Source organism: Candidatus Accumulibacter propinquus, assembly GCF_056856495.1.
Genome location: NZ_JBSEHC010000003.1, coordinates 447,230 through 472,224 on the forward strand (window position 1 = coordinate 447,230; position 24,995 = coordinate 472,224).

At 60.8% G+C, this 24,995-nt stretch carries 24 protein-coding genes; 18 read left to right on the forward strand and 6 right to left on the reverse strand.

The genetic code is table 11. From position 1 onward, the window contains the following. Window positions 1-8: 8 nt before the first annotated feature. From AC15MQ_RS08195 to AC15MQ_RS08225, 7 genes are all read left to right on the forward strand, one after another. Window positions 9-332 (forward strand): YbaB/EbfC family nucleoid-associated protein, encoded by a 324-nt coding sequence (locus AC15MQ_RS08195; RefSeq protein WP_287653219.1) that lies wholly within the window; start codon window positions 9-11, stop codon window positions 330-332. Further along, complete coding sequence (recR, locus tag AC15MQ_RS08200) at window positions 332-934, forward strand: recombination mediator RecR (protein WP_287653220.1); 603 nt, start codon at window positions 332-334, stop codon at window positions 932-934. Before AC15MQ_RS08195 ends, recR begins: the two co-directional genes overlap by 1 nt. A 100-nt stretch (window positions 935-1,034) precedes the next feature. Beyond that, window positions 1,035-1,631: a ubiquinol-cytochrome c reductase iron-sulfur subunit gene (gene petA, locus AC15MQ_RS08205; protein WP_287653221.1), complete on the forward strand. Its 597-nt coding sequence runs from the start codon at window positions 1,035-1,037 to the stop codon at window positions 1,629-1,631. A 3-nt stretch (window positions 1,632-1,634) separates the two neighbouring features. Then, entirely contained in the window at window positions 1,635-2,954 is a 1,320-nt protein-coding gene (locus AC15MQ_RS08210) for a cytochrome b (RefSeq protein WP_287653222.1), read from the forward strand. A 14-nt stretch (window positions 2,955-2,968) separates the two neighbouring features. Beyond that, a complete protein-coding gene (locus tag AC15MQ_RS08215; protein ID WP_287653223.1) occupies window positions 2,969-3,679 on the forward strand; it encodes a cytochrome c1 in 711 nt (236 codons plus the stop codon). A 102-nt stretch (window positions 3,680-3,781) separates the two neighbouring features. Further along, on the forward strand, window positions 3,782-4,378 hold the full coding sequence (locus AC15MQ_RS08220) for a glutathione S-transferase N-terminal domain-containing protein (protein ID WP_287653224.1): 597 nt from the start codon (window positions 3,782-3,784) through the stop codon (window positions 4,376-4,378). Between the two features lie 80 nt (window positions 4,379-4,458). Then, complete coding sequence (locus AC15MQ_RS08225) at window positions 4,459-4,881, forward strand: ClpXP protease specificity-enhancing factor (protein ID WP_287667354.1); 423 nt, start codon at window positions 4,459-4,461, stop codon at window positions 4,879-4,881. Window positions 4,882-4,958: 77 nt separating this feature from the next. Here the strand turns inward: AC15MQ_RS08225 and AC15MQ_RS08230 are convergent, their stop codons facing one another. Continuing rightward, window positions 4,959-5,294: a DUF1840 domain-containing protein gene (locus AC15MQ_RS08230; protein ID WP_287667352.1), complete on the reverse strand. Its 336-nt coding sequence runs from the start codon at window positions 5,292-5,294 to the stop codon at window positions 4,959-4,961. Between the two features lie 209 nt (window positions 5,295-5,503). Between AC15MQ_RS08230 and AC15MQ_RS08235 the strand changes: the two genes are divergently transcribed. Both AC15MQ_RS08235 and AC15MQ_RS08240 read left to right on the forward strand, forming a co-directional pair. Further along, window positions 5,504-6,211, forward strand: a complete 708-nt coding sequence (locus tag AC15MQ_RS08235; protein WP_287667350.1) for a 16S rRNA pseudouridine(516) synthase — start codon at window positions 5,504-5,506, stop codon at window positions 6,209-6,211. A gap of 95 nt (window positions 6,212-6,306) precedes the next feature. After that, a complete protein-coding gene (locus tag AC15MQ_RS08240) occupies window positions 6,307-7,218 on the forward strand; it encodes a hydrogen peroxide-inducible genes activator (RefSeq protein ID WP_332337616.1) in 912 nt (303 codons plus the stop codon). 210 nt (window positions 7,219-7,428) lie between these two features. Here the strand turns inward: AC15MQ_RS08240 and AC15MQ_RS08245 are convergent, their stop codons facing one another. The 4 genes from AC15MQ_RS08245 to AC15MQ_RS08260 form a co-directional block, all read right to left on the reverse strand. Then, window positions 7,429-10,023, reverse strand: a complete 2,595-nt coding sequence (locus AC15MQ_RS08245) for a DNA topoisomerase III (protein WP_350497013.1) — start codon at window positions 10,021-10,023, stop codon at window positions 7,429-7,431. 281 nt (window positions 10,024-10,304) lie between these two features. Beyond that, window positions 10,305-10,754, reverse strand: coding sequence for a Smg family protein (locus AC15MQ_RS08250; RefSeq protein ID WP_350497014.1), 450 nt, complete (start codon window positions 10,752-10,754; stop codon window positions 10,305-10,307). A gap of 11 nt (window positions 10,755-10,765) precedes the next feature. After that, a complete protein-coding gene (gene dprA, locus AC15MQ_RS08255) occupies window positions 10,766-11,854 on the reverse strand; it encodes a DNA-processing protein DprA (RefSeq protein ID WP_350497015.1) in 1,089 nt (362 codons plus the stop codon). Window positions 11,855-11,856: 2 nt separating this feature from the next. After that, complete coding sequence (locus AC15MQ_RS08260) at window positions 11,857-12,873, reverse strand: LysM peptidoglycan-binding domain-containing protein (RefSeq protein ID WP_287653232.1); 1,017 nt, start codon at window positions 12,871-12,873, stop codon at window positions 11,857-11,859. Between the two features lie 182 nt (window positions 12,874-13,055). On the opposite strand from AC15MQ_RS08260, the gene def reads away from it, so the two are divergent. From def to htpX, 3 genes are all read left to right on the forward strand, one after another. Next, a complete protein-coding gene (gene def / locus AC15MQ_RS08265) occupies window positions 13,056-13,559 on the forward strand; it encodes a peptide deformylase (protein ID WP_287653233.1) in 504 nt (167 codons plus the stop codon). Continuing rightward, a complete protein-coding gene (gene fmt / locus AC15MQ_RS08270) occupies window positions 13,556-14,482 on the forward strand; it encodes a methionyl-tRNA formyltransferase (RefSeq protein ID WP_350497016.1) in 927 nt (308 codons plus the stop codon). Before def ends, fmt begins: the two co-directional genes overlap by 4 nt. Before the next feature lie 63 nt (window positions 14,483-14,545). Further along, window positions 14,546-15,394, forward strand: a complete 849-nt coding sequence (gene htpX, locus AC15MQ_RS08275; RefSeq protein ID WP_350497017.1) for a zinc metalloprotease HtpX — start codon at window positions 14,546-14,548, stop codon at window positions 15,392-15,394. Window positions 15,395-15,439: 45 nt separating this feature from the next. Here the strand turns inward: htpX and AC15MQ_RS08280 are convergent, their stop codons facing one another. Further along, window positions 15,440-16,618: a S1/P1 nuclease gene (locus AC15MQ_RS08280; RefSeq protein WP_483079854.1), complete on the reverse strand. Its 1,179-nt coding sequence runs from the start codon at window positions 16,616-16,618 to the stop codon at window positions 15,440-15,442. Window positions 16,619-16,695: 77 nt separating this feature from the next. On the opposite strand from AC15MQ_RS08280, the gene rsmB reads away from it, so the two are divergent. The 6 genes from rsmB to AC15MQ_RS08310 are packed head-to-tail and all read left to right on the forward strand — an operon-like array spanning window position 16,696 to window position 24,959. Then, a complete protein-coding gene (rsmB, locus tag AC15MQ_RS08285; RefSeq protein ID WP_483079855.1) occupies window positions 16,696-18,018 on the forward strand; it encodes a 16S rRNA (cytosine(967)-C(5))-methyltransferase RsmB in 1,323 nt (440 codons plus the stop codon). Beyond that, on the forward strand, window positions 17,993-18,607 hold the full coding sequence (locus tag AC15MQ_RS08290; RefSeq protein ID WP_287667338.1) for a DUF4390 domain-containing protein: 615 nt from the start codon (window positions 17,993-17,995) through the stop codon (window positions 18,605-18,607). Before rsmB ends, AC15MQ_RS08290 begins: the two co-directional genes overlap by 26 nt. After that, the gene (locus AC15MQ_RS08295; protein ID WP_287667336.1) at window positions 18,604-20,757 is read left to right on the forward strand and encodes a sensor histidine kinase; all 2,154 of its coding nucleotides are present in this window, start codon (window positions 18,604-18,606) and stop codon (window positions 20,755-20,757) included. The genes AC15MQ_RS08290 and AC15MQ_RS08295 overlap by 4 nt, the downstream gene beginning before the upstream one ends. A 2-nt stretch (window positions 20,758-20,759) precedes the next feature. Then, window positions 20,760-22,022 carry a sigma-54-dependent transcriptional regulator gene (locus AC15MQ_RS08300; protein WP_483079856.1) on the forward strand — a complete coding sequence of 421 codons (1,263 nt, stop codon included), beginning with the start codon at window positions 20,760-20,762 and terminating at the stop codon, window positions 22,020-22,022. A gap of 39 nt (window positions 22,023-22,061) precedes the next feature. After that, complete coding sequence (gene trkA / locus AC15MQ_RS08305; protein ID WP_483079857.1) at window positions 22,062-23,492, forward strand: Trk system potassium transporter TrkA; 1,431 nt, start codon at window positions 22,062-22,064, stop codon at window positions 23,490-23,492. A gap of 12 nt (window positions 23,493-23,504) precedes the next feature. Continuing rightward, window positions 23,505-24,959 (forward strand): TrkH family potassium uptake protein, encoded by a 1,455-nt coding sequence (locus AC15MQ_RS08310; RefSeq protein WP_483079858.1) that lies wholly within the window; start codon window positions 23,505-23,507, stop codon window positions 24,957-24,959. Window positions 24,960-24,995 lie beyond the last annotated feature (36 nt).

Here is a 24,995-nt window from a genome sequence, read left to right on the forward strand (position 1 = left end):
CAAGCAAGATGATGAAAGGCGGAATCGCCGGTCTGATGAAACAGGCTCAGCAAATGCAGGAAAACATGAAAAAGGCCCAGGAGCAGCTTGCGCAGCTAGAAGTCGAAGGGCAAGCGGGAGCCGGCATGGTCAAAGTGCTGATGACCTGTGGCCACAGCGTGCGTCGGGTCAGCATTGACCCCTCGGTCATGGACGACAGGGAAATGCTTGAGGATCTGGTGGCGGCGGCACTCAACGATGCCACTCGGCGTGCCGAGGAGGCGTCGCAGGAGCGCATGGCTGGTTTCTCTGCTGGGCTCAATCTGCCGCCCGGATTCAAAATGCCCTTCTGATGAGCACACCTTCGAGCCTCGAGGCATTGATCGAGGCTTTGCGCTGCCTGCCGGGCATTGGCCCAAAATCGGCTCAGCGCATGGCTTACCACCTGTTGCAGCTGAATCGGCCAGGCGCGCGTCGGCTGGCCGATTCATTGCAGCGGGCTCTCGACACACTGCGCCATTGCCAACGCTGCAATACCTTCAGCGAGTCCGACATCTGCAGCCGCTGCCTTTCGGCGAAGCGAGACGCCAGCCAGCTTTGTGTCGTTGAGACGCCGGTTGACATGAACATGATGGAGCAGACGCAGGCCTATTCGGGCCTGTATTACGTTGTAATGGGCCGTTTGTCGCCGCTGGACGGCATTGGCCCCGCTGAACTGCATCTCGAGCGCCTGCTCGCGCGGGCCTGTGACGGAGTGGTGCGAGAGGTGATCATTGCCACCAATTACACCAACGAGGGTGAAGCAACGGCTCACTACCTGTCGGAAATGCTGAGGAACCGAGATGTCGGCGTGTCGCGTATTGCGCGTGGTGTGCCGGTCGGTGGCGAACTGGAATACGTCGATGCGGGGACGCTGGCACAGGCGCTGCGTGAGCGTAGACCGCTCGCGAACTAAGGGTTACAGGCGTTCCTCGATTTAATCCGTATTGAGATTGGCGTATAATGCGGCGGTTTAGTTCGTACCAACTTTTCATTACGTCCTAGGAATCAGCGCTATGAGCAATGAGTGCAAGGTGGACTGCGGAAGGCGGCGACTGGTCGTCGCAACCGCTGCGGTCGGCGGGGCGGGGGCGATAGCTGCGCTCGTGCCTTTCCTCTCCAGCATGCTGCCGTCCGAGCGGGCCAAGGCAGCCGGTGCGCCGGTCGAAGTCGAGATCGGTGGTCTCGAGCCGGGCCAGATGATGACCGTCGAATGGCGTGGCAAGCCCGTCTGGATCATCAACCGCAGCCAACCCATGCTCGAAACGCTGCCCGTCCTCGACGGGGCGGTTGCCGACCCAAAGTCCGACAAGAAAATGCAACCGGATTACTGTAAGAACGAGACGCGCTCGATCAAGCCGGCGATCATGGTGGCGGTGGGGATTTGCACGCACCTGGGCTGTTCGCCCTCAGCCAAGTTCAAGAAGGGCAGCGACGAAGGCATGGACGGGAACTGGCTAGGTGGCTTCCTGTGTCCGTGTCATGGCTCAACTTTCGACTTCGCCGGTCGGGTCTTCAAGAACAAGCCGGCACCGGACAACCTTGAGGTGCCGCCGCACATGTATCTGACGGATACGCGCATTCTCATCGGTGAAGACAAGAAGGGGGCTTAAGCCATGGCGTCGAATAGCAGTTTCGAAAAGTACAAGTCTGATGGTTCCCTGCAGGGCAATCTGCTCGAGTGGTTCGATGCCCGCTTTCCGGCAACGTCGATGTGGCGTGGGCACCTGTCCGAGTACTATGCGCCGAAGAATTTCAACTTCTGGTACTTCTTCGGATCGCTGGCGATGCTGGTGCTGGTGATCCAGATCGTGACCGGTATCTTCCTCGTCATGCATTACAAACCGGACGCATCGATCAACGCAAACGGCATTCCGGTGGCTTTTGCCAGTGTCGAGTACATCATGCGCGATGTGCCGTGGGGCTGGTTGATTCGCTACATGCATTCGACCGGCGCTTCGGCGTTTTTCGTCGTGGTGTACCTGCACATGTTCCGCGGCATGTTGTACGGCTCGTATCGACAGCCCCGCGAACTGATCTGGGTCTTCGGCACCCTGATCTTTCTTTGCCTGATGGCTGAAGCCTTCATGGGCTATCTGTTGCCGTGGGGACAGATGTCCTTCTGGGGTGCACAGGTGATCGTGAATCTGTTCTCGGCCATTCCACTGATCGGCGAACCGCTGTCGATCTGGATCCGCGGCGATTTCGTGGTTGGTGACGCGACGCTCAACCGCTTCTTCTCGTTTCACGTCATCGCCGTACCGCTGGTGTTGCTGGGCCTTGTCGCCGCGCACATTCTGGCCCTGCATGAGGTGGGCTCCAACAATCCGGACGGCGTCGAGATCAAGAAGCGCAAGGACGTTCATGGCATCCCGCTCGACGGCATACCCTTCCACCCCTACTACACGGTGAAGGATATCGTCGGCGTCGTGGTGTTCCTGATGGTTTTCTCCATCATCGTTTTCTTTGCCCCGGAGGGTGGCGGCTACTTCCTCGAATACAACAACTTCATCCCTGCCGATCCGCTCAAGACGCCGCCGCACATCGCTCCGGTCTGGTATTTCACTCCCTACTACTCGCTGCTGCGGGCGATGGTGTGGCCGCTGCTGGGTATTGACGCCAAGTTCTGGGGAGTCGTGGCCATGGGTGCCGGTGTGGTCATCCTGGCCTTCCTCCCTTGGTTGGATCGTAGTCCCGTCAAGTCGATCCGCTATCGTGGGCCGATTTTCAAGACGCTGCTGACAGTGTTTGTGATCGCGTTCTTCCTGCTCGGCTTCCTCGGCACGCAACCACCGTCTTACGCCTTCTTCGGCGTCATCCCCAGCGCTCCGGTAGCGCAGGTCCTCAGCGCGTACTATTTTCTGTTCTTCCTGACCATGCCCTGGTGGTCGAAGATCGACAAGTACAAGCCGGAACCTGATCGCGTGACGATGTAATAGGACTGCACACAATGAAAAAACTGCTTACGGCATTGCTCTTTGCCCCGGCCATCGCCCTTGCCAGCGGCGCAGGCCTCCATCTCGACAAAGCGCCTGACGTGCAGGGCGACAAGGCGGCGTTGCAAAGCGGTGCCAGGACCTTTGTCAACTACTGTCTGAACTGCCATGGCGCGAGCTATGTTCGCTACAATCGCCTGACCGAGCTTGGCTTGACCGAACAGCAGGTCAAGGACAATCTGATGTTCACCGCTGTCAAGACGGGCGAGTTGATGCGGGTCGCAGCTCGCCCAGACGAGCAGAAACAGTGGTTTGGGGCGGCACCACCGGATCTGTCTCTGATTGCGCGTTCTCGTGCGTCCGAGGAAGGTAGCGGTGCCGACTGGCTGTACACTTATCTGCGCTCGTTCTATGTAGACGAGAAACGTCCGACCGGCTGGAACAACACCGTCTTCGCAAACGTCGGCATGCCGCATGTGCTCTGGCAATTGCAGGGTCTGCAGGTGCTCAACAAGGATCACAAGCTGGAACTGGCCGTTCCCGGTACCCTGACTCCTGGAGAGTACGACAAGCAGGTTGGGGATCTGGTGGGATTTCTGGTTTGGCTTGCCGAGCCAGATGCCGGTTTCCGCAAGCATCTCGGTTTCGGCGTTCTGGCCTTTCTCGTCGTTCTTTTCGGCTTCGCCTATGCGATGAAGAAGAAGTTCTGGAAAGACATCAAATAACAGAAGATTAAGCGCCGGGTTTCAGGCCACGGCATCGCCGGCGAGGGCGCGACAAGCGTCCGTAGCCGCCGCGATGCCGATTCGTTTTTGAGGGTATTGATCATGATGAATCTTTATTCGGGAACCACCTGCCCGTTCAGCCACCGCTGCCGCATCGTACTCTACGAGAAAGGCATGGATTTTCAGGTGATCGATGTGGATCTCTTCGCCAAGCCCGAGGACATCGCCATCATCAACCCTTATGGTCGTGTGCCAGTACTGGTTGAACGCGATCTAATCCTCTATGAGCCGAACATCATCAACGAGTATATCGACGAACGTTTCCCGCATCCGCAGTTGATGCCGGCGGATCCGATCATGCGAGCGCGGGCCCGGCAACTGCTGATCACCATGGAGCGAGAGGTTTTCGCCTACATCGAAGCGCTCGAAAAGGGCAGCAAGACCGCGGATCGCTCACGCCAGCAGATTCGCGACCGTCTTACCGAAATGGCTCCGGTGTTCGTCAAGCAGAAGCACATGCTCGGCGAAGAGTTCTCGATGCTTGATGTGGCTATTGCCCCGTTGCTCTGGCGTCTCGATCACTACGGAATCGAACTGTCGCGAGTTGCCGCGCCCCTGATGAAATACGGTGAGCGGATTTTCAGCAGGCAAGGATTCATTGATGCACTGACGCCGTCCGAGAAAGCGATGCGCAAGTAGGTGCGTGTCATCATGTGGCGCCGCCGCTCTTGTACCGTTACGATGGTGGCGCAACTCAATCACGCGCAAGGGGAAAACGTGTGGACCTGCCATCAACCAAACCTTACCTGATTCGCGCCATACACCAATGGTGCAGTGACAACGGGTTTACCCCGTACCTGGCGGTGGCTGTCGATGCACGCACGCGCGTACCGCGTGAGCATGTTCGCGATGGCCAGATCGTTCTCAATGTCGGCTACGACGCGACCGCGCAACTCAGCATCGCCAACGACTACATCAGTTTCCAAGCCAGGTTTGGTGGCGTGGCGCGCGATATTTCTATACCGATTGGTAATGTCTCGGCAATCTATGCTCGCGAGAACGGCGCGGGCATGGCTTTTGAACCGGAGAGCGCAGCGACTGCCGGTACGTCTGGAGGTGCGACAGGTAGTCGGGAAGACGACGGTGATCCGCCCACGCCGACCCCACCGGCCGGGCGAGCGAAACTGCAGCGCGTCAAATAATGAGCACCTTCCATATCCTGGGTAGCTAGCGCACTGATTTCCGCAGGGATCGGGTCACCCGCAGGTACTGACAATCGTCAGAAGTCCTTCGCAGCCTCCCACAGAACGAAGCCATCGTCCTTGTGTGTCCAATCGAGCAACTCGATCAGGGGGTGGGCGCGCTGGCTGAGGTCAACCGGCGAGGCTTCGTCCTTGCCATCACGGTTTTCACTGGGCGACGGTGTGATGCCTTCGGCCTGGCGCCTGGAATCGGCAGCCGCCAGGCGCAGGAGGTTTATGGCCTCCGGGATTTGTTCGCTGGTGATGACTCCACGTGCGTTGCAGTCCTTGCCGAGGATCTCCAGGATTTGGCGCGCGACAGGGGCGAACATCATGATTTGGCCCGAAGTGCTCGAAATGAATTTGACCAGCATGTGGAAGTTCTCCATGGATTTTGGGATGGCGGTGCAGCCTGGGCAGTTCCTGAGAACGAGCAGCGAGCACTTCCGGTATTCGACGAATGCGAAGAGAAGTGTCTGCAACCCTGGCTCTGGGCTGTTCATTCCTCTCGCTTCTTTGACGCCGGTTATCAGTATAGGCAATATGGGAGCGTAGTGGATATGGTCCTGAGGCGGTAGGCAGTATGGAGCTTGAACGGATGCTGCGTTCGCAGGGGTTCGGGAGTCGGGCGGAGTGTCGCGCACTGGTGTGCGCCGGTCGCGTCAGCATCAATGGGAGGGTTTGTACGGACGCCTCATTGGCCTTCGAGCCGGAGGGGCTTCGCTTTGTGGTCGACGGGGTGGAGTGGTGCTATTGCAGGTTTGCCTATCTTGCGCTGCACAAACCCGCGGGCTATGAGTGTTCCCGACATCCCGGGCACCACCCTAGTGTGTATTCACTACTTCCGTGGCAGTTGGTAGCGCGCGGGGTCCAGGCTGTTGGAAGGCTCGACCAGGACACCACCGGATTGTTGTTGTTCACGGACGATGGGCCGTTTATTCATCATTGCACCTCACCACGGAAGCAGGTGCCGAAGGTTTACGAAGTGACGACCCGTGAGTCCGTAGATGATGCGCAAGTAGACGCCCTGTTGAACGGGGTGGTGTTGCATGGCGAGGCGCAATCGCTTTCCGCGGCGGCTTGTTCGCGGCTCGACGACAGGCGGTTGCGGCTGACCGTGACGCTTGGCAAGTATCACCTCGTCAAAAGAATGGTCGCTGCTGCCGGCAACAGCGTCGAGGGTTTGCACCGGGTGGCGATCGGCGGCCTGTTGCTGCCCGCAAGCCTGTCTCCAGGGCAGTGGGTGTGGCTGGGATCCGGGGAACTGAGGTGTTTGACTGATCGTGGATAAAACATTCGAAGCAGCAGGCATTCTCTGTTTGCCGGGGGGGGGCGGCAGGGGGAGGATTTGGAGGGTTGTAGTCTCTTTGCGGGGGATCCTGGGCGATGACGTTGACCGAACTGCGGTATATCGTGGCTCTGGCGAGGGAAAGACACTTTGGGCATGCGGCTGACAAATGCCATGTCAGCCAACCAACGCTGTCGGTGGCGTTGAAAAAGGTGGAGCAACGTTTTGGGGTGATCTTGTTCGAGCGATCGTCTGCGGATGTTCGCCTGACGATGACGGGCGAACAAATTGCAGCGCAGGCTGAGCGAGTACTGGAGGAAGCGGGGAAGCTCAGAGAGATTTGTGCGAAAGGGAAGGATCCTTTGTCGGGGCCGCTGCGCCTGGGTGTGATTTATACCATTGCCCCGTACCTTCTACCGCGTCTGATTCCGGCACTGCATGCACGCGCACCGCTGATGCCGCTTTATCTGCAGGAAAACTTCACCGTGAGCCTGAGCGCTCAGTTGCGTCGTGGTGATCTAGACGTCATTGTAGTGGCGCTCCCTTTTTCTGAACCTGGGATTGTCTCGCGCGTGGTGTATGCGGAACCTTTTTGTGTAGTGATGCCGCGCGGGCATGCCCTTGCGCGGGAGGTCCTGATCGATACGCGCCAAGTCGCCGCGGAGAATGTGCTCCTTCTCGGCAATGGCAACTGCTTTCGGGACCAGGTTGTTCAAGCCTGCCCGCAACTTTCGGCTTCAGGGGGCACGGATGGAGCCATCGAGGGCAGCTCTCTGGAGACTGTGCGCTACATGGTGGCAAGCGGAGCTGGGATCTCTGTGGTCCCGGTATCGGCAGCCGCATCCTGGCCACAGGAAGATGCCTTGCTGGTATCGAGACCCTTCCGGGACCCCGTGCCGCTGCGCCAGGTGATCATCGCCTGGCGGGCGACCTTTCCCCGCCCGCAGGCCATCGATGTCTTACGGGCGGCGATCCTGGATTCTCCGCCCCCCGGGGTCGTCGTGGCCTGAGGTTGGCTATCTGGACCTGGGCGGATGCCTTGCCTCGGTTCTCTCTGTGTCGCACCCTGGAGTTCGGGATGCGTTACAGGGGTTCGGCCAGGCGAAGGGTGGAGGAACTGCAGGGGAGGATGCGTGCGGCGAACTGTGGAGAAGGATTGGCGTCCGTATAGGTTTCACGTGGAACGTCAGTCTGGTAGCAGCGGGGAAGAAGGCTCAAGGCTAAGTCGTTGTCTTGCGTCGGCGAACTGCTGCCTTGGCTGGCAGGGCCGCCACCTCATCTGACGCCACATCGTTGGTTGATGTCCGACTTTGCTTGGCAGCAGCCTTTGGTTCTCGTTTTTCAAACTCGAAACCGACTTTTCCGTCGCTTCCGCGCACCAAATAGGCCGAAAACTTGCGGCGCGTGCGAGCGGAGACAAAATTCCGCAGCAAGTCGGTTCGCCCGGTGCTGAGCAGCTTCTGCATCTGTTCGGGTTCGACAGCCTGCTGCAGAATGATGGTTCCCGAACGGAAATCGCAGGACTTCGTGGGTCCTTGCGACTTTTCGCAAACGTAGGCCATGCCGTGCGCAAACACACGCGCACCACATTTCGGGCACGCGCCGAGCGCTTCACTCTGGGAGAAGTCCACAACCTCAACGGCGCCGTCATCACCGGTGGCGCTCTGGCCAAAGTCAAACTCAGGTACGTTTTCGGCGTTGAGCTGGACGATCGCATTGAAAGGGCGCCCCATCTTGTTGCGGAAACCGCTTAGCGGGCCGACCTTGCGCCGGGTGAGCAATTCCTCAATTTCGGCGGCCTCAAACTGGCGGCTGGCGACGATTTTCCACAGAGAAAAGTCACAGGACTGGCACTGGAATTTCTTGTACGTCTCCTTGATCAGTCCAGCGCACTTGGGGCAAGGGGTGGAGAGTTCGCCAAAATCGCCGGGGATACTGTCACTGTCGTAACTCTTCGCCCGATCGACGATGCGCTGGGTCATGGCAGCGATCTCCCGCATGAAGTCGCTGCGTGACATTTCCCCACGTTCCATACGCGCAAGCTTCCATTCCCACTCGCCGGTAAGCTCTGGTGCCGTGAGTTCAGGAATACCTAGCCCGTTCAACAGGGTCATCAGGGAAAAAGCCTTGGCTGTCGGCTGCAACTCGCGTCCTTCGCGGAGAAGGTACTGTTCAGCGATCAGGTTCTCGATGATCTGGGCCCGCGTTGCCGGCGTGCCAAGCCCGCGTCCTGCCATGGCTGCCCTTAATTCCTCGTCGTCCATGGCTTTGCCGGCACCCTCCATGGCAGTGAGCAGACTCGCTTCGGAATAACGGGCTGGTGGTCGCGTCTGGTGGGAGCTGAGCACCATTTCCTCGGCTCTGACACGCTCCTGTGGCGCCACAGCGACGAGGTTGCCTTCCTCGCCTTCCTGGCCCTCGCGGCCATAGACTGCGAGCCAACCGGGATTGACGAGGACCTTGCCTTCGGTCTTGAAGGGCTCGCCCTCGACACGCGTGATGCGCGTAGTGATCAGGTATTCCGCCGCGGGATAGAATACCGCCAGGAAACGCTTGACCACCATGTCGTAGAGTTTCAACTCGGGCTCGGAGAGGTGCTTGGGCGCCTGCAGGGTCGGTATGATCGCGAAGTGATCCGAGATCTTTGCGTTGTTGAAGATGCGCTTGTTGGGAACGACCCAATTGGCTGCGAGTATCCGCCCCGCAAACGGCGCGTAACGAGCCAGCGTGGCCTCGTCGTGACCCTTGCCCACTCCCTCGCCAGTGAGCATCGCGAGTGTGCTGCAGACTGTTGGACGATAGTCCTCAGGTAGCGCACGGGCGTCGGTACGCGGATAGGTCAAAACTTTGTGCTTCTCGTAAAGCGCCTGCGCCAGGCCCAGGGTCGCCTTTGCGGAGAAACCGAAACGGCCGTTCGCTTCGCGCTGCAGGCTGGTGAGATCATAGAGCAGCGGTGACAGTTGCGTCGACGCCTTGGATTCCTCGCTGACCTCGCCGATCTTGCCGGAGCACTTCTGCTGGAGCATCTGGCCGCAGGCCTGGTCCCACAGGCGATCGGCGCGTGCGTGTTCATCGTCGTCCTTGCCCTTGAATTTCTCATCGAACCACTTGCCCCGGTACTCGCCAGCAGCACAGCCAAAGACACCCTCGAGTTCCCAATAGGCGCGCGGTTTGAACTTGCGTATCCGGTCCTCGCGGTCAACGATCAGCGCCAGCGTTGGCGTTTGCACGCGACCCACGGTCGTGAGGTGGAAACCGCCTGTCTTCGAGTTGAAGGCGGTCATCGCACGTGTGCCGTTGATGCCGACCAGCCAGTCGGATTCCGATCGGCACACGGCGGCATCACCCAGGCCGGACATTTCTGTACCGTTGCGAAGCCGTAAAAAACCATCGCGCACGGCTTGAGGGGTCATCGATTGCAACCACAGGCGCTCAACGGGTTTGGCGGCGGCGGAGTGCTGGACGATGTAGTTGAAGATCAACTCACCCTCTCGCCCGGCATCACAGGCATTGATCAGGCTCGTGACATCCTTTCTCTTGATCAGACGGACCAACACTTTGAGGCGGGGCTCGGTCTTGGCGATAGGCTGCAGTGCGAAGTGAGGTGGAATCACCGGTAGATGGGCAAAAGACCACTTGCCGCGTTTGACTTCATACTCTTCGGGACAGGCCAGTTCCAGAAGGTGACCGATTGCCGACGCGAGAACGTATTCGTCGCTTTCGTAGTAGTCGTCGTTGCGAACGAATCCGCCGAGTGCGCGCGCGACATCAGCGGCAACGGACGGCTTCTCGGTGATGATCAGTTTCTTGCTCATGGGGTCTTCATCAGCCGTGGAGAGGGACGAAAGGTGGACTTCGACGACGGCCAAGGTTAGCTTCGCGAGACTCATAATAAAAGTACTCTGCCTCGCTTGGCAAGCGAGCTTGGCTGGGAGAGCAGGAGGTGTATGGCCAACAACCCGGGATCTGGTACTCTCTTGGGAACCGGCCGCCGCTCGTGGTGTTGCGAAAGATCAACTGACGGGCGCGCGCAACGCCACTCCCTGGCCTGTGCCGAGCCGCTCGCTACTTGTGGGGAAGTACTCCTGGCGCGCGATCAGTGGAGGAGCCGCGTGTCACCGTCATCCAGCAACTCCTCGACTACCAGCGGTTCGATGTTCTGTTCCTGGCACCAGAGCACCATCAATACAATGATCTTGAACTTGGCCAGAGGAACCGGTTCGTCGCCAAGAAGCATGGCTCGCTCGACCGCCAATTCACGCAAGGCAGGACGCATAAGACCGGCCGCCTCAAGAGAAGCGATGAAACCCAGGCCGTCACTGCCCAGCTTGCGCTGCTCTTCAACGCGGTAAACACGCAGTGCGCGATCATTTCCAGGCAGTTCTACCACGGCGGCTGTATTCAGACCGTCCAACCAGCGCAGTGCAGTGCTGATCGCGGCATCCTCAAAGCCGACAGCACTCAGGGCACGCTTGAGTGTTCTGCTCTTGGGGCGGCTACCAAAATCCTGATAGGTGGCGAAAAGGTAGACGAGGATGTCGATCATCAAAAGGGCTCTCAGGCTCGGGAAATCCGTTGATAGTGGCCACCCGGCAAGTTGGCGACCTGACCATCCAGTTCCAAGTGCAGCAGCATCACCGAAACAGCGTCCGCCGTCAACCCGGTGCGGGTAGCCAGGTCGTCGAGACTGCAAGGGTCAAAACCCATACTTAGTAGCAGCCCAAGGCTTTCCTCGTTTGCCTCGGGAGCCTGTTCGAGGGGGCCAGCGGAATGCTGCCAACGCAGTTCGTCGAGGACATCCTGAACCGTCTCGACAAGTTTTGCTCCCTCCTTGAGCAGCTTGTGACAGCCGCGGGACTGTGGAGAGTGAATCGACCCCGGGATGGCGAATACTTCGCGGCTCAACTCTGCAGCGAGCCGCGCGGTGATCAGCGAGCCGCTCTCGGTGGTCGCCTCGACTACCAGAGTGCCTCTTGACAAGCCGGCAATCAGGCGATTGCGTCGTGGAAAGTTGGACGCGGCAGGAGGTGTGCCGAGAGGAAACTCGGAGACGATTGCGCCCCTGTCTGCAATCTCGAATGCCAATGCCTGGTTCGATGCAGGGTAAAGCCGATCGATTCCGGTACCGATCAAGGCGATGGTATGCCCGTTCGCGGACAAGGCCCCGCGGTGTGCGGCAGCATCAATCCCCAAGGCGAGGCCGCTGACGATGGTGAGACCCGCGGCAGCCAGGGCTGACGCGAAGCGTTCAGCGTTCATTGCCCCCTGTGGTGTCGGGTTGCGGCTCCCGACTACGGCCAAGGCAGCAGAATTCAGCAAGTCCAGGCGACCCCGGACATAGAGCAGGGTCGGCGGGTCGGGGGTTTGCAGGAGGCTTTGGGGATACTCGGGATCGGCAAGACAGAGCAAGTGTTGTCCGGGTTGCTTGGACCAGGCAAGAGCGCGGTCAATCGCAGAATGGTTTTCGGTGTCAAGCAGGAGCCTTGTGGCTCGGTCGCCAACGACGCCGCTCAGCGTGTTGCGACCGGTAGCAAAGATAACTTCCGGCAGTCCGAACGCGTCCAGCAACTTGCGCTGAGTCTGACCGCCAATGCCCGGAGTCAGCGTCAGTCGCAGCCAGTTCCTCAGCGACTCCTGCGCCGACATCGCTAGGGTGTACGGGCGAAGTCGTTGACGTCCACGGTCGCTTCGGCCTGCACCACCAGGCCGTAGGCCAGGCGCTGAAAGGTTCTGAACACGAAGAGCAGGCCGATCCGCTCGGGTGGAATCGGTACCATCATCTTCTGATCATTACCATCGCGTTCGACTACGGTGCGATTACGCTCCAGGGCCAGGACATGTCCGATTTCGATGCCATCCTGAACACCGCGGTTGATCGAGACAATCGAGCCGCGACCCGCCGCGTCGACCCCGCCATATACAGAAATGACGCGACCGTCGACTTGAAAATCCGGTTTGTGGGGTACGTAGGCGATCAGTGGTGGGCGAATGGCCGGAAGCAAACGATCACCGCGGCCAATTTCCTGTTTCATGGTGACCACTTCAAAGGTCGCCGGCTCACCGACCTGGACCTGTCTTGCGGTACCGAGATAAAACGCCTCGTATCCGAGAATTTCCGAAGTTGCCGGGTCGAGCAGTGCTTTGCCGTTGCGATAGATCTGCCAGTCCTGCTTGGAAGGATCAGCATTGGCGACGTAGGCGAGGTCACCGTTGCCGAGGAAGACGCGATCCTGCTGTGTAGCGACGATCTGCGCCGCGCTGTCGAGACTGTGCGCTTCGACAATCAGTGGGTCGGACAGGAAAGGCCTGATGACGTTCGGCGGGATGGCCGGAATCCCCTCGGCAAGCGCTGTCGAGTGAACTTGCGGCAACACGCGTGCGCTCTGCAGGCGAAGGTAAGGGCGACCTTGCGCATCACGGTCGAGAACAATCACGTCGCCGGGAAAGATGCGGTGCGGATTCCTGATTTCGTCCCGGTTCATGCGCCAGATTTCCGGCCACCGCCAGGGTTCCTTGAGGAATTTCCCGGAAATCCCCCACAAGGTGTCGCCTGGGAGAACGACATGTCGGTCGGGTGCGCCGTTGGCCAACTGGAGGTCTTGTCCGGTGGCACCGCAGAGCCCACTGACCATGACTAGAAGGAACGCGGATATAATGCGGATCATCGTGTTATCCTCATGGGAACGGTTGCGCGCGGGAATTGAACTCCCGCTCCCTGCGTTTGTCGGAGTTTTTCGTCTGGCGGGCTGCTGGCTGGAAGCTGTCTAGTTGTCGTGGGTATTAGCCCGACATTGCCAAGAGGCTACGTTGGATTCTGCACGCAGTTATTTCTTCGATCAAGCTTTTTATGCCCTTACTACCAATACTTCGCTTTCCGGATCCGCGCCTGAGAAAGGTGGCCACACCCGTTGCAGTAATTGATCAAGGCATACGTCGCCTGGCCCGAGACATGGCGGAGACGATGTATGAGGCACCCGGGATCGGTCTCGCCGCGACACAGGTGGACGTGCACCAACGGCTGATCGTCATCGACGCCTCGGAGGCAAGGGATCAACTATTGACCCTGGTCAATCCGGAGATCATCACTCGGGAGGGTGTTCAGGTCTGCGAGGAAGGGTGTCTTTCAGTGCCCGGAATTTACGACAAGGTCGAGCGCGCCGAGCATGTGGTCGTCCGCTATCTCGACCTCGAAGCCAGGGAGCAGACCATCGAGGCGGCTGGTCTGTTGTCGGTTTGCCTGCAGCACGAGATCGACCACCTCGAAGGGCGGGTTTTTGTCGAACATCTCTCGCAACTGAAACAGTTGCGGATCAGGAACAAGCTCGCCAAGCAGGCCCGAATCACCGCATGAGACTGATTTTCGCCGGTACTCCGGAGTTCGCGGCTGTCGCACTGCGGGCGATCATGGCGGCCGGACATGAGGTGGTGCTGGTCATGACACAACCTGACCGTGCTTCGGGTCGGGGCCTGGTGGTACGTCCCGCGCCAGTTAAACAGCTCGCTGATGCCGCGGCGATCGAAGTCCTGCAGCCGGCAAACCTCAGGGACCACGCAGCACAGGAGCGGATACGTGCGCTTGCTGCAGATGTCATGGTCGTGGCGGCCTACGGGCTCATTCTGCCACAAGCCGTTTTGGATGTTCCCCGCTTCGGCTGCATCAACATTCATGCTTCGCTGCTGCCGCGGTGGCGGGGTGCCGCTCCGGTGCAGCGGGCAATCCTTGCCGGCGACACGCAAACCGGCGTGTCGATCATGCAGATGGACGCCGGGCTGGACAGTGGTCCGGTGCTGATGTCGGCGGTGGTGCCGATCGCTGGAGATGATAACGCTTCAGTGCTGCACGACAGGTTGGCGGCGACCGGCGCTCGCCTGGTCATCGAGGTATTGGCGCAGTTGCCGCTGACGGCACAACCGCAGCCGGAAGGGGGGATAACGTATGCGGCGAAAATCGACAAGCGTGAGGCGGCGCTGGACTGGCGCCTCCCGGCAGAACAACTAGCGCGGCAGGTGCGTGCCTTTGATCCTGTGCCGGGAGCGACATGCGTCATCGAGGGCAAGCTGCTCAAGGTCTGGCGCGCGCAGACCGCTGCTGGCGAGGGTCGTCCAGGGACGGTCCTGGCGGCTGACCGCAGCGGGGTGGTAGTGGCCTGTGGTGAGGGGGCACTGCGGCTCACGGAACTGCAGAAGGCAGGTGGCAAACGCCTCCCGGCAGCGCTGTTCCTCGCAGGGACGCGCATACTTCCCGGCATCCGCTGTTTGACCGGTACGGCTTGAAAGCTGTCGGCACAGCCCCATCTGGCAGAGCATCACCATGCTGAAGCGACGGAGGGTAAGGCAATGTTCGGCAATTGGCTGAAGACGTCCATCCTGATGGCCGCGATTCTGGCCCTGTTTGGAATTCTCGGAGCGTTTATTGGCGGCAAGACGGGGATGTTGCTGGCGCTGTTGCTGGGCGGCGGCATGAACGTCTTTGCGTACTGGTTCTCGGACCAGATGGTGCTGCGAATGTATAACGCGCAGGAGGTGGACGCGGGTTCTGCGCCGCAGTTCTACGGCATGGTCAGGGAGCTTGCGCAGCGCGCTGGAATGCCGATGCCGAAGGTCTATCTGATCGACGAGGCCCAGCCCAACGCATTCGCCACCGGTCGCAACCCGGAACATGCGGCAGTTGCGGCGACGACCGGGATCCTGCAGTTGCTTTCGGCCAGGGAGTTGCGTGGAGTCATGGCGCATGAGCTGGCGCATGTGCGGCATCGCGACATCCTGATCTCGACGATCTCCGCGACGATGGCGGGAGCCATTTCGGCGCTTGCCAATTTCGCGGTGTTTTTCGGCGGTCGCGATGCCGATGGGCGTCCGAGCAATCCCTTGGCTGGCGTACTGGTGGCTGTGCTTGCGCCGCTGGCTGCCGGTCTGATTCAGATGGCGATCTCCCGAGCACGCGAGTTCGAGGCCGATCGCGGTGGTGCGGAAATCTGCGGTGATCCGAATGCGCTGGCCGATGCCTTGATGAGGATCGATGCCTGTGCGCGCGGTATTTCGATGGCTCCCGCCGAGGCCCATCCGGAAACCGCGCAGATGATGATCATGAATCCCTTGTCCAGTGGCGGTATTGCCGGACTGTTCAGCACCCACCCGGCGACTGTGGAGCGTGTGGCACGGCTGCGGGCAATGGTCCGATCTTAAGTGCTGCGAGGCAGTGTTTCACGTGGAACATTGCCTGCCCATAGTCTAGTGCCGGATCGCATCGCCGCTCTGGATTTCATCGCGCAGCAGGCGCTGCAATACTTCGGCGAGGCGATAACCCGCCTCGGTCACCCGACGCTCGGCGATTGCCAGCGCTCGGGCGTGGAATTCGGCGCTGATCGTCGGAACGGCGTCGCCGATTTCCGGGGGGTAGGCCTGGGTTCGCGCAATGGATTGGCTCTCCTCGATCCACTGCTCCGGCACCTTCGCGGTTGGTGGTGAGGCGTGCCGGCTGAGCAGTGAGCTGACCGCGGCTTCGAGCCGGCTGCCACGCAGCCAGGGTGGTCCAGGAAGATCGTCCCAATAGCGGTGCAGACTCATTGATGTGGGACGGGCGTAGAAAAATGTGTTGACGACCACCTGGTTGTTGCCGCCACGGTCACTCTCCCCGTCCGGCCCGTAGCGGCTGACCGTGTGGAGCGGCTGATGCGCATCCCCGACCAGGTGAATCAGCCAGGGAATTGCATAGGCGCGTAGTTCGACCGCCGCCTTCGCATCGCCGACGATCGACACCAGAGTCGCTAGTTGTCGATCAAGACTTCCGGAGGACCTGGATTCACCTGTCGCTGGTTTGGGATCATCATGATCGAGGTAGTGCCAATCCAGCCGACGCTCCATGTCGGGGAAACCCGCCAGGGTCGGAGTTGGCGCATCGACTCCTCTGGTATAGAAGCGAGTGTCGTGGCGAATGTCGTCGGGCCAGGTCGAAGACTCTAGAAAAGCCGCCAGATCGTGATCAGGCGTCCTGGCCCGCGCCTGCCAGCGCGCGAAATCCGGGTGCTGCCGAAGGATCGCTGCGACCTTCGCTCTCGTGCCTCCGTCGAGTTGCTCCCAGGCAATCATCGCGGTGATCCGGTGCCCGGTTGCATTCCACGCCAAAGCTGGAGTAGAGATTGTCAACAGGAACAGCAGTCGCCAACGAGGGAATGCCGGCGACCGGGCCAAACTGCCTTGACCTGGGGTCCGTGCGGCCACCTCCTTGAAGTACCACAGCCATGCACGCCACCGCCGGAACGGCGATCGCAAGCGAGGCGTCAGGATCGGCGGAATGTATCCACCAACTGCAGTTGCCTGGGAGCGAGGTCGTGAAGTGGCCGAAGGCATGCGCACATTATCGCCCTCCCTTGGCGATCTCGCCACCCGCAGGCATCGTGCTAAACTCATTCCACCGTCGACAGCAGCGAATCCAGGCCGTGCCTTCTCTTCCACCTTCCTCGTCACCTTCGCCGCGCGCCCAGCGCGTGCGCAAACCCATCCTGGCCGGCAACGGTACGGCGCCGCTTGCCGCTGCCGGCGCACGTTCGACGCTGGCTCCGGATTCACTCGCCGAAAGCTTGCTGCGGGCCGCGCACGTGATCGCCGCAGTGCGATCCGGACGTAGCCTGACGGTTGCTCTGCGTGCTCTCGACCCGGCCGATCCCGCGACCCGCGCAGCGGCACAGGAGGTAGCCTACGGCAGCCTGCGCCGCTACGGTTGTGGCGAGTTCATTCTCCGGCGTCTACTGGACCGGACATTGCCGCATGCCGAGACGGAGGCCCTGTTGCTGGCGACGCTCTACCGTCTGCATACGCGGCCCGACGCCGCCTACATGGTGGTCGATCAGGCAGTATCGGCGGCAGGAGAGCTCGTGGGAGGTGCCTTTCGCGGGCTGGTCAACGCCGTGTTGCGTAACTATCTGCGCCAGCGCGAGGCCCTGCTTACCGCCATGGCCGATGACCAGGAGGCGACGTTCCAGCACCCCGCCTGGTGGCTGGCGCGCTTGCGGCGGACCTATCCCGATTGTTGGCCGGAGCTTGTCGGCGTTGGCAATAGCCTTCCCCCAATGACCCTGCGCGTTAATCGGCGTCGCGTCACCCTGAACGATTACGTCGAAAGCCTGCGACGTTCCGGCTTGCCTTGCCGGGAGTTGGGCAGATCCGCGCTGATGCTTGACAGGCCGGTTGCGGTTGACGTTTTGCCGGGTTTTGCCGATGGCCTAGTATCGATCCAGGATGCCGGTGCCCAACGTGCCGCGGAACTCCTCCAGCCGATGGCTGGTGAGCGTGTCCTCGACGCCTGCTGCGCGCCGGGGGGAAAGACCGGCCATCTGCTGGAGCTGGCAGACATTGAACTGCTGGCACTCGACATCGACGGCGACCGCACGCGGCGCGTACAGGACAACCTGCGGCGGCTCGGTCTGGTCGCCACCGTGCGGGTGGCCGATTGTACGGCTTCGGAACAGTGGTGGGATGGGCAGCCTTTCGACGCGATTCTCGCGGACGTGCCATGTACTGCTTCCGGGGTGGTCCGCCGCCATCCGGATATCAAGTATTTGCGACGGGAAAGCGATGTCAGACGCTTCGCTCGCCTGCAGAGCACGTTGCTCGACAAACTCTGGCCGTTATTGAGGCCGGGCGGCAGGCTGCTGTACGCGACCTGCTCGGTGTTCCCGGAAGAAAACGGCGCGCAGATCGACGCCTTTCTCGTTCGCCAACCGGGAGCCCTGCGGCTCGCCGAAGAAAGACTTCTGCCTCGGGAAGAACATGACGGATTCTTTTATGCGTTGCTGCGGAAAGCTCTTTAGCACGCTGTTGTTCGGCCTGACGCTGTTCACCTCGTTTGCGGGGCAAGCGGCCGACATCAGTGTCCGCAACCCGAATCTATCGGTCGCCGAAGATGGCTACACGTTGGCTGCCGACTTCAACATCAATCTCAACTCCCGCCTCGACGAGGCCATCGCCAAGGGGATAACCCTGTATTTCGTCGTCGATTTCGAGCTGACGCGCTCCCGCTGGTACTGGCTCGACGAGCAGGTGGTCAGTCGCAGTCAGACATTCCAGCTTTCATACCACGCCCTCACCCGGCAGTACCGGCTGTCCAGCGGTGCCCTGCACCAGAGCTTTCCCTCGCTCGACGACGCCCAGCGCATACTGTCGCGGCTGCGCAACTGGCTGGTGCTCGAAAAGGGTACCGTCAGGGCCGATCAACCGTACTTTGCTGCGGTGCGCATGCGCCTCGACCTGAGCCAGATGCCCAAAACCTTCCAGGTAAACGCACTGGCCAACCGGGACTGGAATCTTTCCTCGGAGTGGGCGCGCTGGAACTTCACGCCCACCGAGACATCCGCGCCTGGTGGAGCCCCGCTGTCGCCGGGCGCCGTAGACGCCAGATGAAAAGTCTGATCGTTGCTGCCGCCTCGTTGGGCGGCATCCTGCTATTCCTGCTGGCCTCGGCCAGCGCCAACACCGCGCTCTTTGCCCGCCACTATCCGTGGCTGCTGGCGCTGAACGCGATTGTGGCGTTGTCGCTATTGGCGCTGATCGCCTGGCAACTGCTGGCCCTCTGGCGAGAACACCGGGCACAGGTCTTCGGCTCACGCCTCAAGCTGCGCCTGATGCTGATGTTCGGCCTGATGGCGGTGCTGCCCGGCGTGCTGATCTACGCCGTGTCGGTACAGTTCGTGACCAAGAGTATTGAAACCTGGTTCGACGTGCGCGTCGAGAAGGCCCTCGAAGCGGGCCTGAATCTCGGTCGCAGCGCTCTCGATTCATTGCTTGAAGACCTGGCGGACAAAGGGCAGGCCATGGCCCTAGAACTTGGTGAACGATCTGAAGCGCAGCGGCGTCTCGAGCTTGGTCGCCTCCGCGAGCAGAATGGCGTGCAATCGGTCGCCCTGTTCTCCACCGCTGGCGAGCTGTTGGCAACGGCGACCGGCGAACTGCATACCTTGTTGCCGCTGCAGCCGGCCGCCGACCAGTTACGGCGGGCGCGCACCGAGCGCCGCTACGCGGTCATCGAAAGCAATGGCGAGAAGGATCTCACCTTGCGTGTGCTGGTGGCAGTCTCGCCGCCTGGCCTTGGCGTCGAAACCCGCATCCTGCAACTCACCGAGCCGGTGCCGACCAGCCTGGCGCTCAACGCGGACAGCGTACAGACGGTATACGCCGATTATCAGGAACTCTCGCTGGGCCGCGAAGGCCTCACCCGCATCTACGCGATGACGCTGACCCTGACTGTATTACTGGCCCTGTTTACCGCCATCGCGTTGGCTTTCGTACTGGCTCGTCGCCTGTCGGCACCGCTGTCGATCCTCGCCGAGGGGACGCAGGCCGTGGCCGCCGGCGATTACACGCCCCGGCAGGCCGTCTATAGCCGCGATGAGTTGGGCGTCCTGACCCGATCGTTCAAGCAGATGACCAGCCAGCTCGACGAAGCACGACGGGACAATGAGCGCCATCGTGCCGAACTCGAAGCCGCACGCGCCTATCTCGAATCGATCCTGGCCAATCTTTCTGCAGGGGTGCTGGTTTTTGACCATCGCTTCGTCCTGCGTACGGTCAACGAAGGTGCGCTGACCATCCTCTCGGACGATTTCGCTGCTCTGCTCGGCGAGGCGGCTGAAGTCTGGCCGCGGCAGCAGGTGATTGGCCAGGCCATCCTTGATGCCTTTGCCGAAGACGAACGCACCGAATGGCAGGAACAGATCGAGCTCGAACATCCCGGCGGACTGCCGCAAATTCTGCTGCTGCGCGGCACACAGTTGCCGGCCGGGTCGCATGGCGGGTATGTGGTCGTGTTTGACGACGTGACCCGGCTCATCGCCGCCCAGCGCAGTGCCGCCTGGGGAGAAGTGGCGCGGCGGCTCGCACACGAGATCAAGAATCCGCTAACGCCGATCCAGTTGTCTGCCGAGCGCCTGCAGATGAAACTCGCCGACCACCTGAGCGGCGTCGACGCGCAGGTGCTCGCGCGCTCCACGCAGACGATCATTACGCAGGTGCAGGCGATGAAGCGCATGGTCAATGATTTCAGTGACTACGCGCGCCTGCCTGCTCCTGAACTGGCAGCCGTTGATCTCAACGCCCTGGTGCTTGAAGTACTCGGCCTCTATGAGACCTCGCGGGCGACGATCGAGACCAAACTCGCGCCGCGGCTACCGCCGGTCTGGGGAGATACCACGCAGTTGCGGCAAATCATCCACAATCTGCTGCGCAACGCCGAAGACGCGCAGGAAGCTCTGGATGCGCCGTTCATTGCGATCAGCACGCGACGCGCAGAAGGCATGGCCGAGATGGTCGTCCGCGATCAGGGGCCAGGTTTTCCACCCGAAATCATTGCCCGGGTTTTCGAGCCCTACGTCACCACCAAGGCGCGCGGCACCGGCCTGGGCCTGGCGATCGTCAAGAAGATCGTCGACGAACATCACGGCCGCGTCAGGATCAACAACCGTCAGCCGGCCGGCGCCGAAGTCAGCATCCTGTTGCCGCTGGCCTCCCTGCCCACCCGCAAGCGGCGCTCAAGCACACTACCTTCCGAGACCTGACCATGGCGCAAGTACTGATCGTCGATGACGAAATGGGAATCCGCGAACTCCTCTCCGAGATTCTGGCCGACGAGGGTCACTCAGTGTGGCTGGCCGAAAACGCTGCAGCGGCCCGCAAGCTGCGCGCCGAAAAACGGCCTGATCTGGTTCTGCTGGACATCTGGATGCCGGATACCGACGGTATCTCGTTGCTCAAGGAGTGGTCCGCGAGCGGCCTCCTGACCATGCCGGTGGTGATGATGTCCGGACACGGAACGATCGATTCGGCGGTGGAAGCGACCCGCATCGGTGCCACCGATTTTCTCGAAAAGCCGATTGCCCTGCAAAAGCTGCTGCTCACGGTAAAGAAAGCGCTCAAGCACGAAACCGTTCTGCAAAAGAAGCCACTGACGCTCGACGCTTTCGCCCGCTCGCCCCTGCTCAAGGATCTCAAGCGACGCCTTGAACAGGCCGCGGCAAAGACATCGGTGCTGCTCCTCAAGAGTGCTTCGGGCAGCATCGCCGAGATCTGCGCGCGTACGCTGCAGACCCATCGGACGCCCTGGCTTGATCTTTCCGCTTCGAGTGCGCCGTTGACCCAGGAAATGCTGCAGAACGCCAGCGGCGGCATTGTCTTCATCTCCGACCTGGCACAGCTCGGAAAACTGCAACAGATGAATCTCGTCTTTGCGCTCGAACGGCTGGAGAGACACAATCTGCAACTCGTCGCCGCATCGACTCGCCCAATGGCGGGACTCGTCGAAGTGGGTTGGGATGCGCTGCTGGTCAGCCGCCTTGGGGAAGTGTGGGTGGCACTGCCGCAGATTTCAGGACACGCCGACGACGTTCCGGAAATTGCTTCCATGTTGCTGTCCCATCTCGCCGAGCGCGGTGAAGTTCCACTCCGGCATTTTTCCAGCGGCGCGCAGAACTCGCTGCGACTTCACCGCTGGCAGGGTGAATGGGCCGAGTTGCTGACCACGGTGAAAAACCTCGCGCTTTCGGCGCTCGAGGAAGAGATCAGCGCGGAAGATGTGGCGCGCATCCTGCAGACCGAGGTCGCCCAGATCGGGATGCCGTTGCCATTGCCGGCGATGTTCTTCGACCAGCCCTTGCGGGAAGCACGTGAAGCCTTCGAGCGGATGTATTTCGAATACCATCTGACCGGCGAACGCGGTAGTATGACGCGCCTGGCGGAGAAGACGGGGCTGGAGCGGACCCATCTATACCGGAAGTTGAAGCAACTCGGCCTGAACATCGGTCGACGCGGCGACGAACGTGACTAATAGGTTCCGGCCGCCAGGCTTTCAGGGAGATCAATAACAATGCGTATCGTCATTCTGGGCGCGGGTCAGGTCGGGGCCAGCGTCGCGGAGAGCCTCGCCTCGGAAAACAACGACATCACGGTGGTCGACAACGACCATGAGCGTCTGGCGCATCTGCAGGATCGCCTCGATCTGCAGACGGTAGTCGGCAATGCCGCCTATCCTTCGGTTCTGGCCAGTGCCGGCCTGGATGACGCCGACTTGCTGATTGCCGTGACTCAGAGCGATCAGACCAATCTCGTCGCCTGCAAGGTTGCCCACAGTGTTTTCAATGTGCCCGCGCGCATCGCGAGGTTGCGCGCGCGCGACTTCCTGGACAGTGAAAAACTGCTGTCGACAGCGAATTTCGCGGTGGATTATGCCTTGTGCCCGGAACAGGTCATCACCGAGTATATCGCGCGCCTGGTCGATTTCCCGGAAGCCCTGCAGGTGCTGAGCTTTGGCGGTGGACGCCTGGCGCTGGTCGCCGTCCGCGCCTACGAAGGCGGGTTGCTGGTCGGCAACGAAATCAAGCAAATGCGCACGCATTTGCCACCCGAGGTCGACGGCAGGATCGCCGCGATCTATCGCCGCGACGGGGCGATCATGCCTAGCGGCGAGACGGTGATCGAAGACGGTGACGAGGTCTTTCTGCTCGCAGCCGAAGAGCATATCCGCACCGTAATGCGCGAGTTGCGACGCTCGGTCGAGCCGGTACGGCGAGTGATGATCGCTGGTGGTGGCAATATCGGCTTGCGCGTGGCACAGGCTCTGGAAAGCAGGTGCGAGGTCAAGGCCATCGAGGTCGACCGGCGGCGTGCCGAATTCGTGGCCACCACCCTGAAGTCGGTACTGGTACTTTGCGGCGATGCCACCGATGAAGAGTTGTTGCAGCAGGAGGCCATCGACGAGATGGACCTCTTCCTGGCGCTGACCAATGACGACGAAGACAACATCATGGCCGCGTCGCTGGCCAAACGGATGGGTTGCAAGCGGGTGGTGGCGTTGATCAACCGCCGTGCCTATGCCGAACTGGTCCAGGGCGGCCCGATCGACATCGCGCTTTCACCTGCGCAGGTATCGATCGGTACGCTGCTGACCTACGTTCGTCGCGGTGACGTCGCGCAGGTTCACAGCCTGCGCCGGGGTGCTGCCGAGGCCCTCGAGATCGTCGCCCATGGCGATCAGAAGACCTCCAAGGTGGTTGGTCGGCGTATCGGTGAAATTCCGACGATTCCAGGAGCCTTCATCGCGGCGATCGTCCGCGATCTCGACAAGAGCCAGGATCTGGGCTTTCTCGGCCTGGCCAAGAAGAAGCAGGCGGGTCACGTGCTGATCGCCCACCGGGACGTGCTGATCGCCTCCGGCGACCACCTGATCGTCTTCTGCCTCGACAAGAAGGTGGTCAAGAAGGTCGAAAAGCTGTTTGCAGTCGGCTTCCATTTCTTCTGAGAGGGCTGCGCCATGCAACGCTACTACCCGGTAGTGCGGGTCCTCTCGCTGGTGATCCTGATGTTCGGTCTGACGATGCTGGTTCCCTGGGGTCTGTCCTGGGCGCTGCAGGATGGCGCGCAGAGCGCCTTCGACGAGGCCGTTCTGCTGACCGTCGCTACCGGCCTGGGTTTGTGGTACGCGACCCGCAAGGAGAAGCGCGACCTGACGATCCGCGATGGATTCCTGATGGTCGCGCTGGTGTGGACCGTGCTGCCGGTGTACGCCGGGCTGCCGTTGGTTCTGCACTTGCACGCGAGCTTCACCGACGCCTACTTCGAGGCCGTTTCCGGGCTGACGACGACGGGAGCGACGGTATTCGAGGGACTCGACGCGCTGCCGGTGTCGATCAACTTCTGGCGTTGCCAACTCGTCTGGCTTGGCGGCATGGGCCTGATCGTTCTGGCGGTGGCCATCCTGCCCTTGCTCGGCATCGGCGGTCGTCAGATGTTCAAGGCCGAAACGCCAGGGCCGATGAAGGACTCGAAGATGACTCCGCGCATGGCCGAGACCGCCAAGGGCTTGTGGGCAGTCTATACGCTGATCTCGGTCTGCTGCGTGCTGGGTTACCGCTGGGCCGGCATGACCTGGCTCGATGCCATCATGCACATGTTCAGCACCATGGGACTTGGTGGCTTCTCCAGCCATGATGCGAGCTTTGGTTTCTTCGATTCGCCGGCGATCGAAGCCGTGAGCATCGCTTTCATGCTGATCGCCGGCTGCAATTTTGCAACACACTACGTCGTTCTCTCGCGGCGTTCCTTTCGCCCTTACCTGACTGATCCGGAGGCCGGGGCTTTTCTGCTGGTGAGCGTCGGCAGTGTCATCGCGATTGCCATTTTCCTCGATGTGCATGGGGTCTACCCGACCTTCTCGGAGGCCTTGCGTTTTTCCGCTTTCAACGTGGTGTCGATTGCCACAACCACGGGTTACGCCAATACCGACTATGCCTTGTGGCCCATGTTTGCGCCGTTATGGATGCTGTTCCTGTCCAGCTTCGCGACCAGCGCCGGGTCGACCGGCGGCGGCATCAAGATGATCCGCGCGATCGTGCTGTACAAGCAGGTGTACCGGGAGTTGACGCGCGCGATGCACCCGAATGCGGTCCATCCGGTAAAGATCGGGAGCGAACTCCTTTCGTCGAACATTCTTTTCGCCGTGCTGTCCTTCGGTTTCATGTACATGGTGTGCATCGTGTCGATGACCCTGGCGTTGTCGTTTTCCGGCCTGGAAATCGTCACCGCCTTCACGGCGGTGGTCGCCAGCATCAACAACATGGGACCAGGCCTCGGCCAGGTCGGGCCGGCGACCAACTTCGGGAGCCTGAGCGATTTCCAGACCTGGGTGTGTACCTTCGCCATGCTCCTGGGTCGTCTGGAGATCTTCACCCTGCTGGTGGTCATGACGCCGGCTTTCTGGCGCAAGTAGCGGGGAAAGGCGATAATCGACGCTGCCCATTCCCCT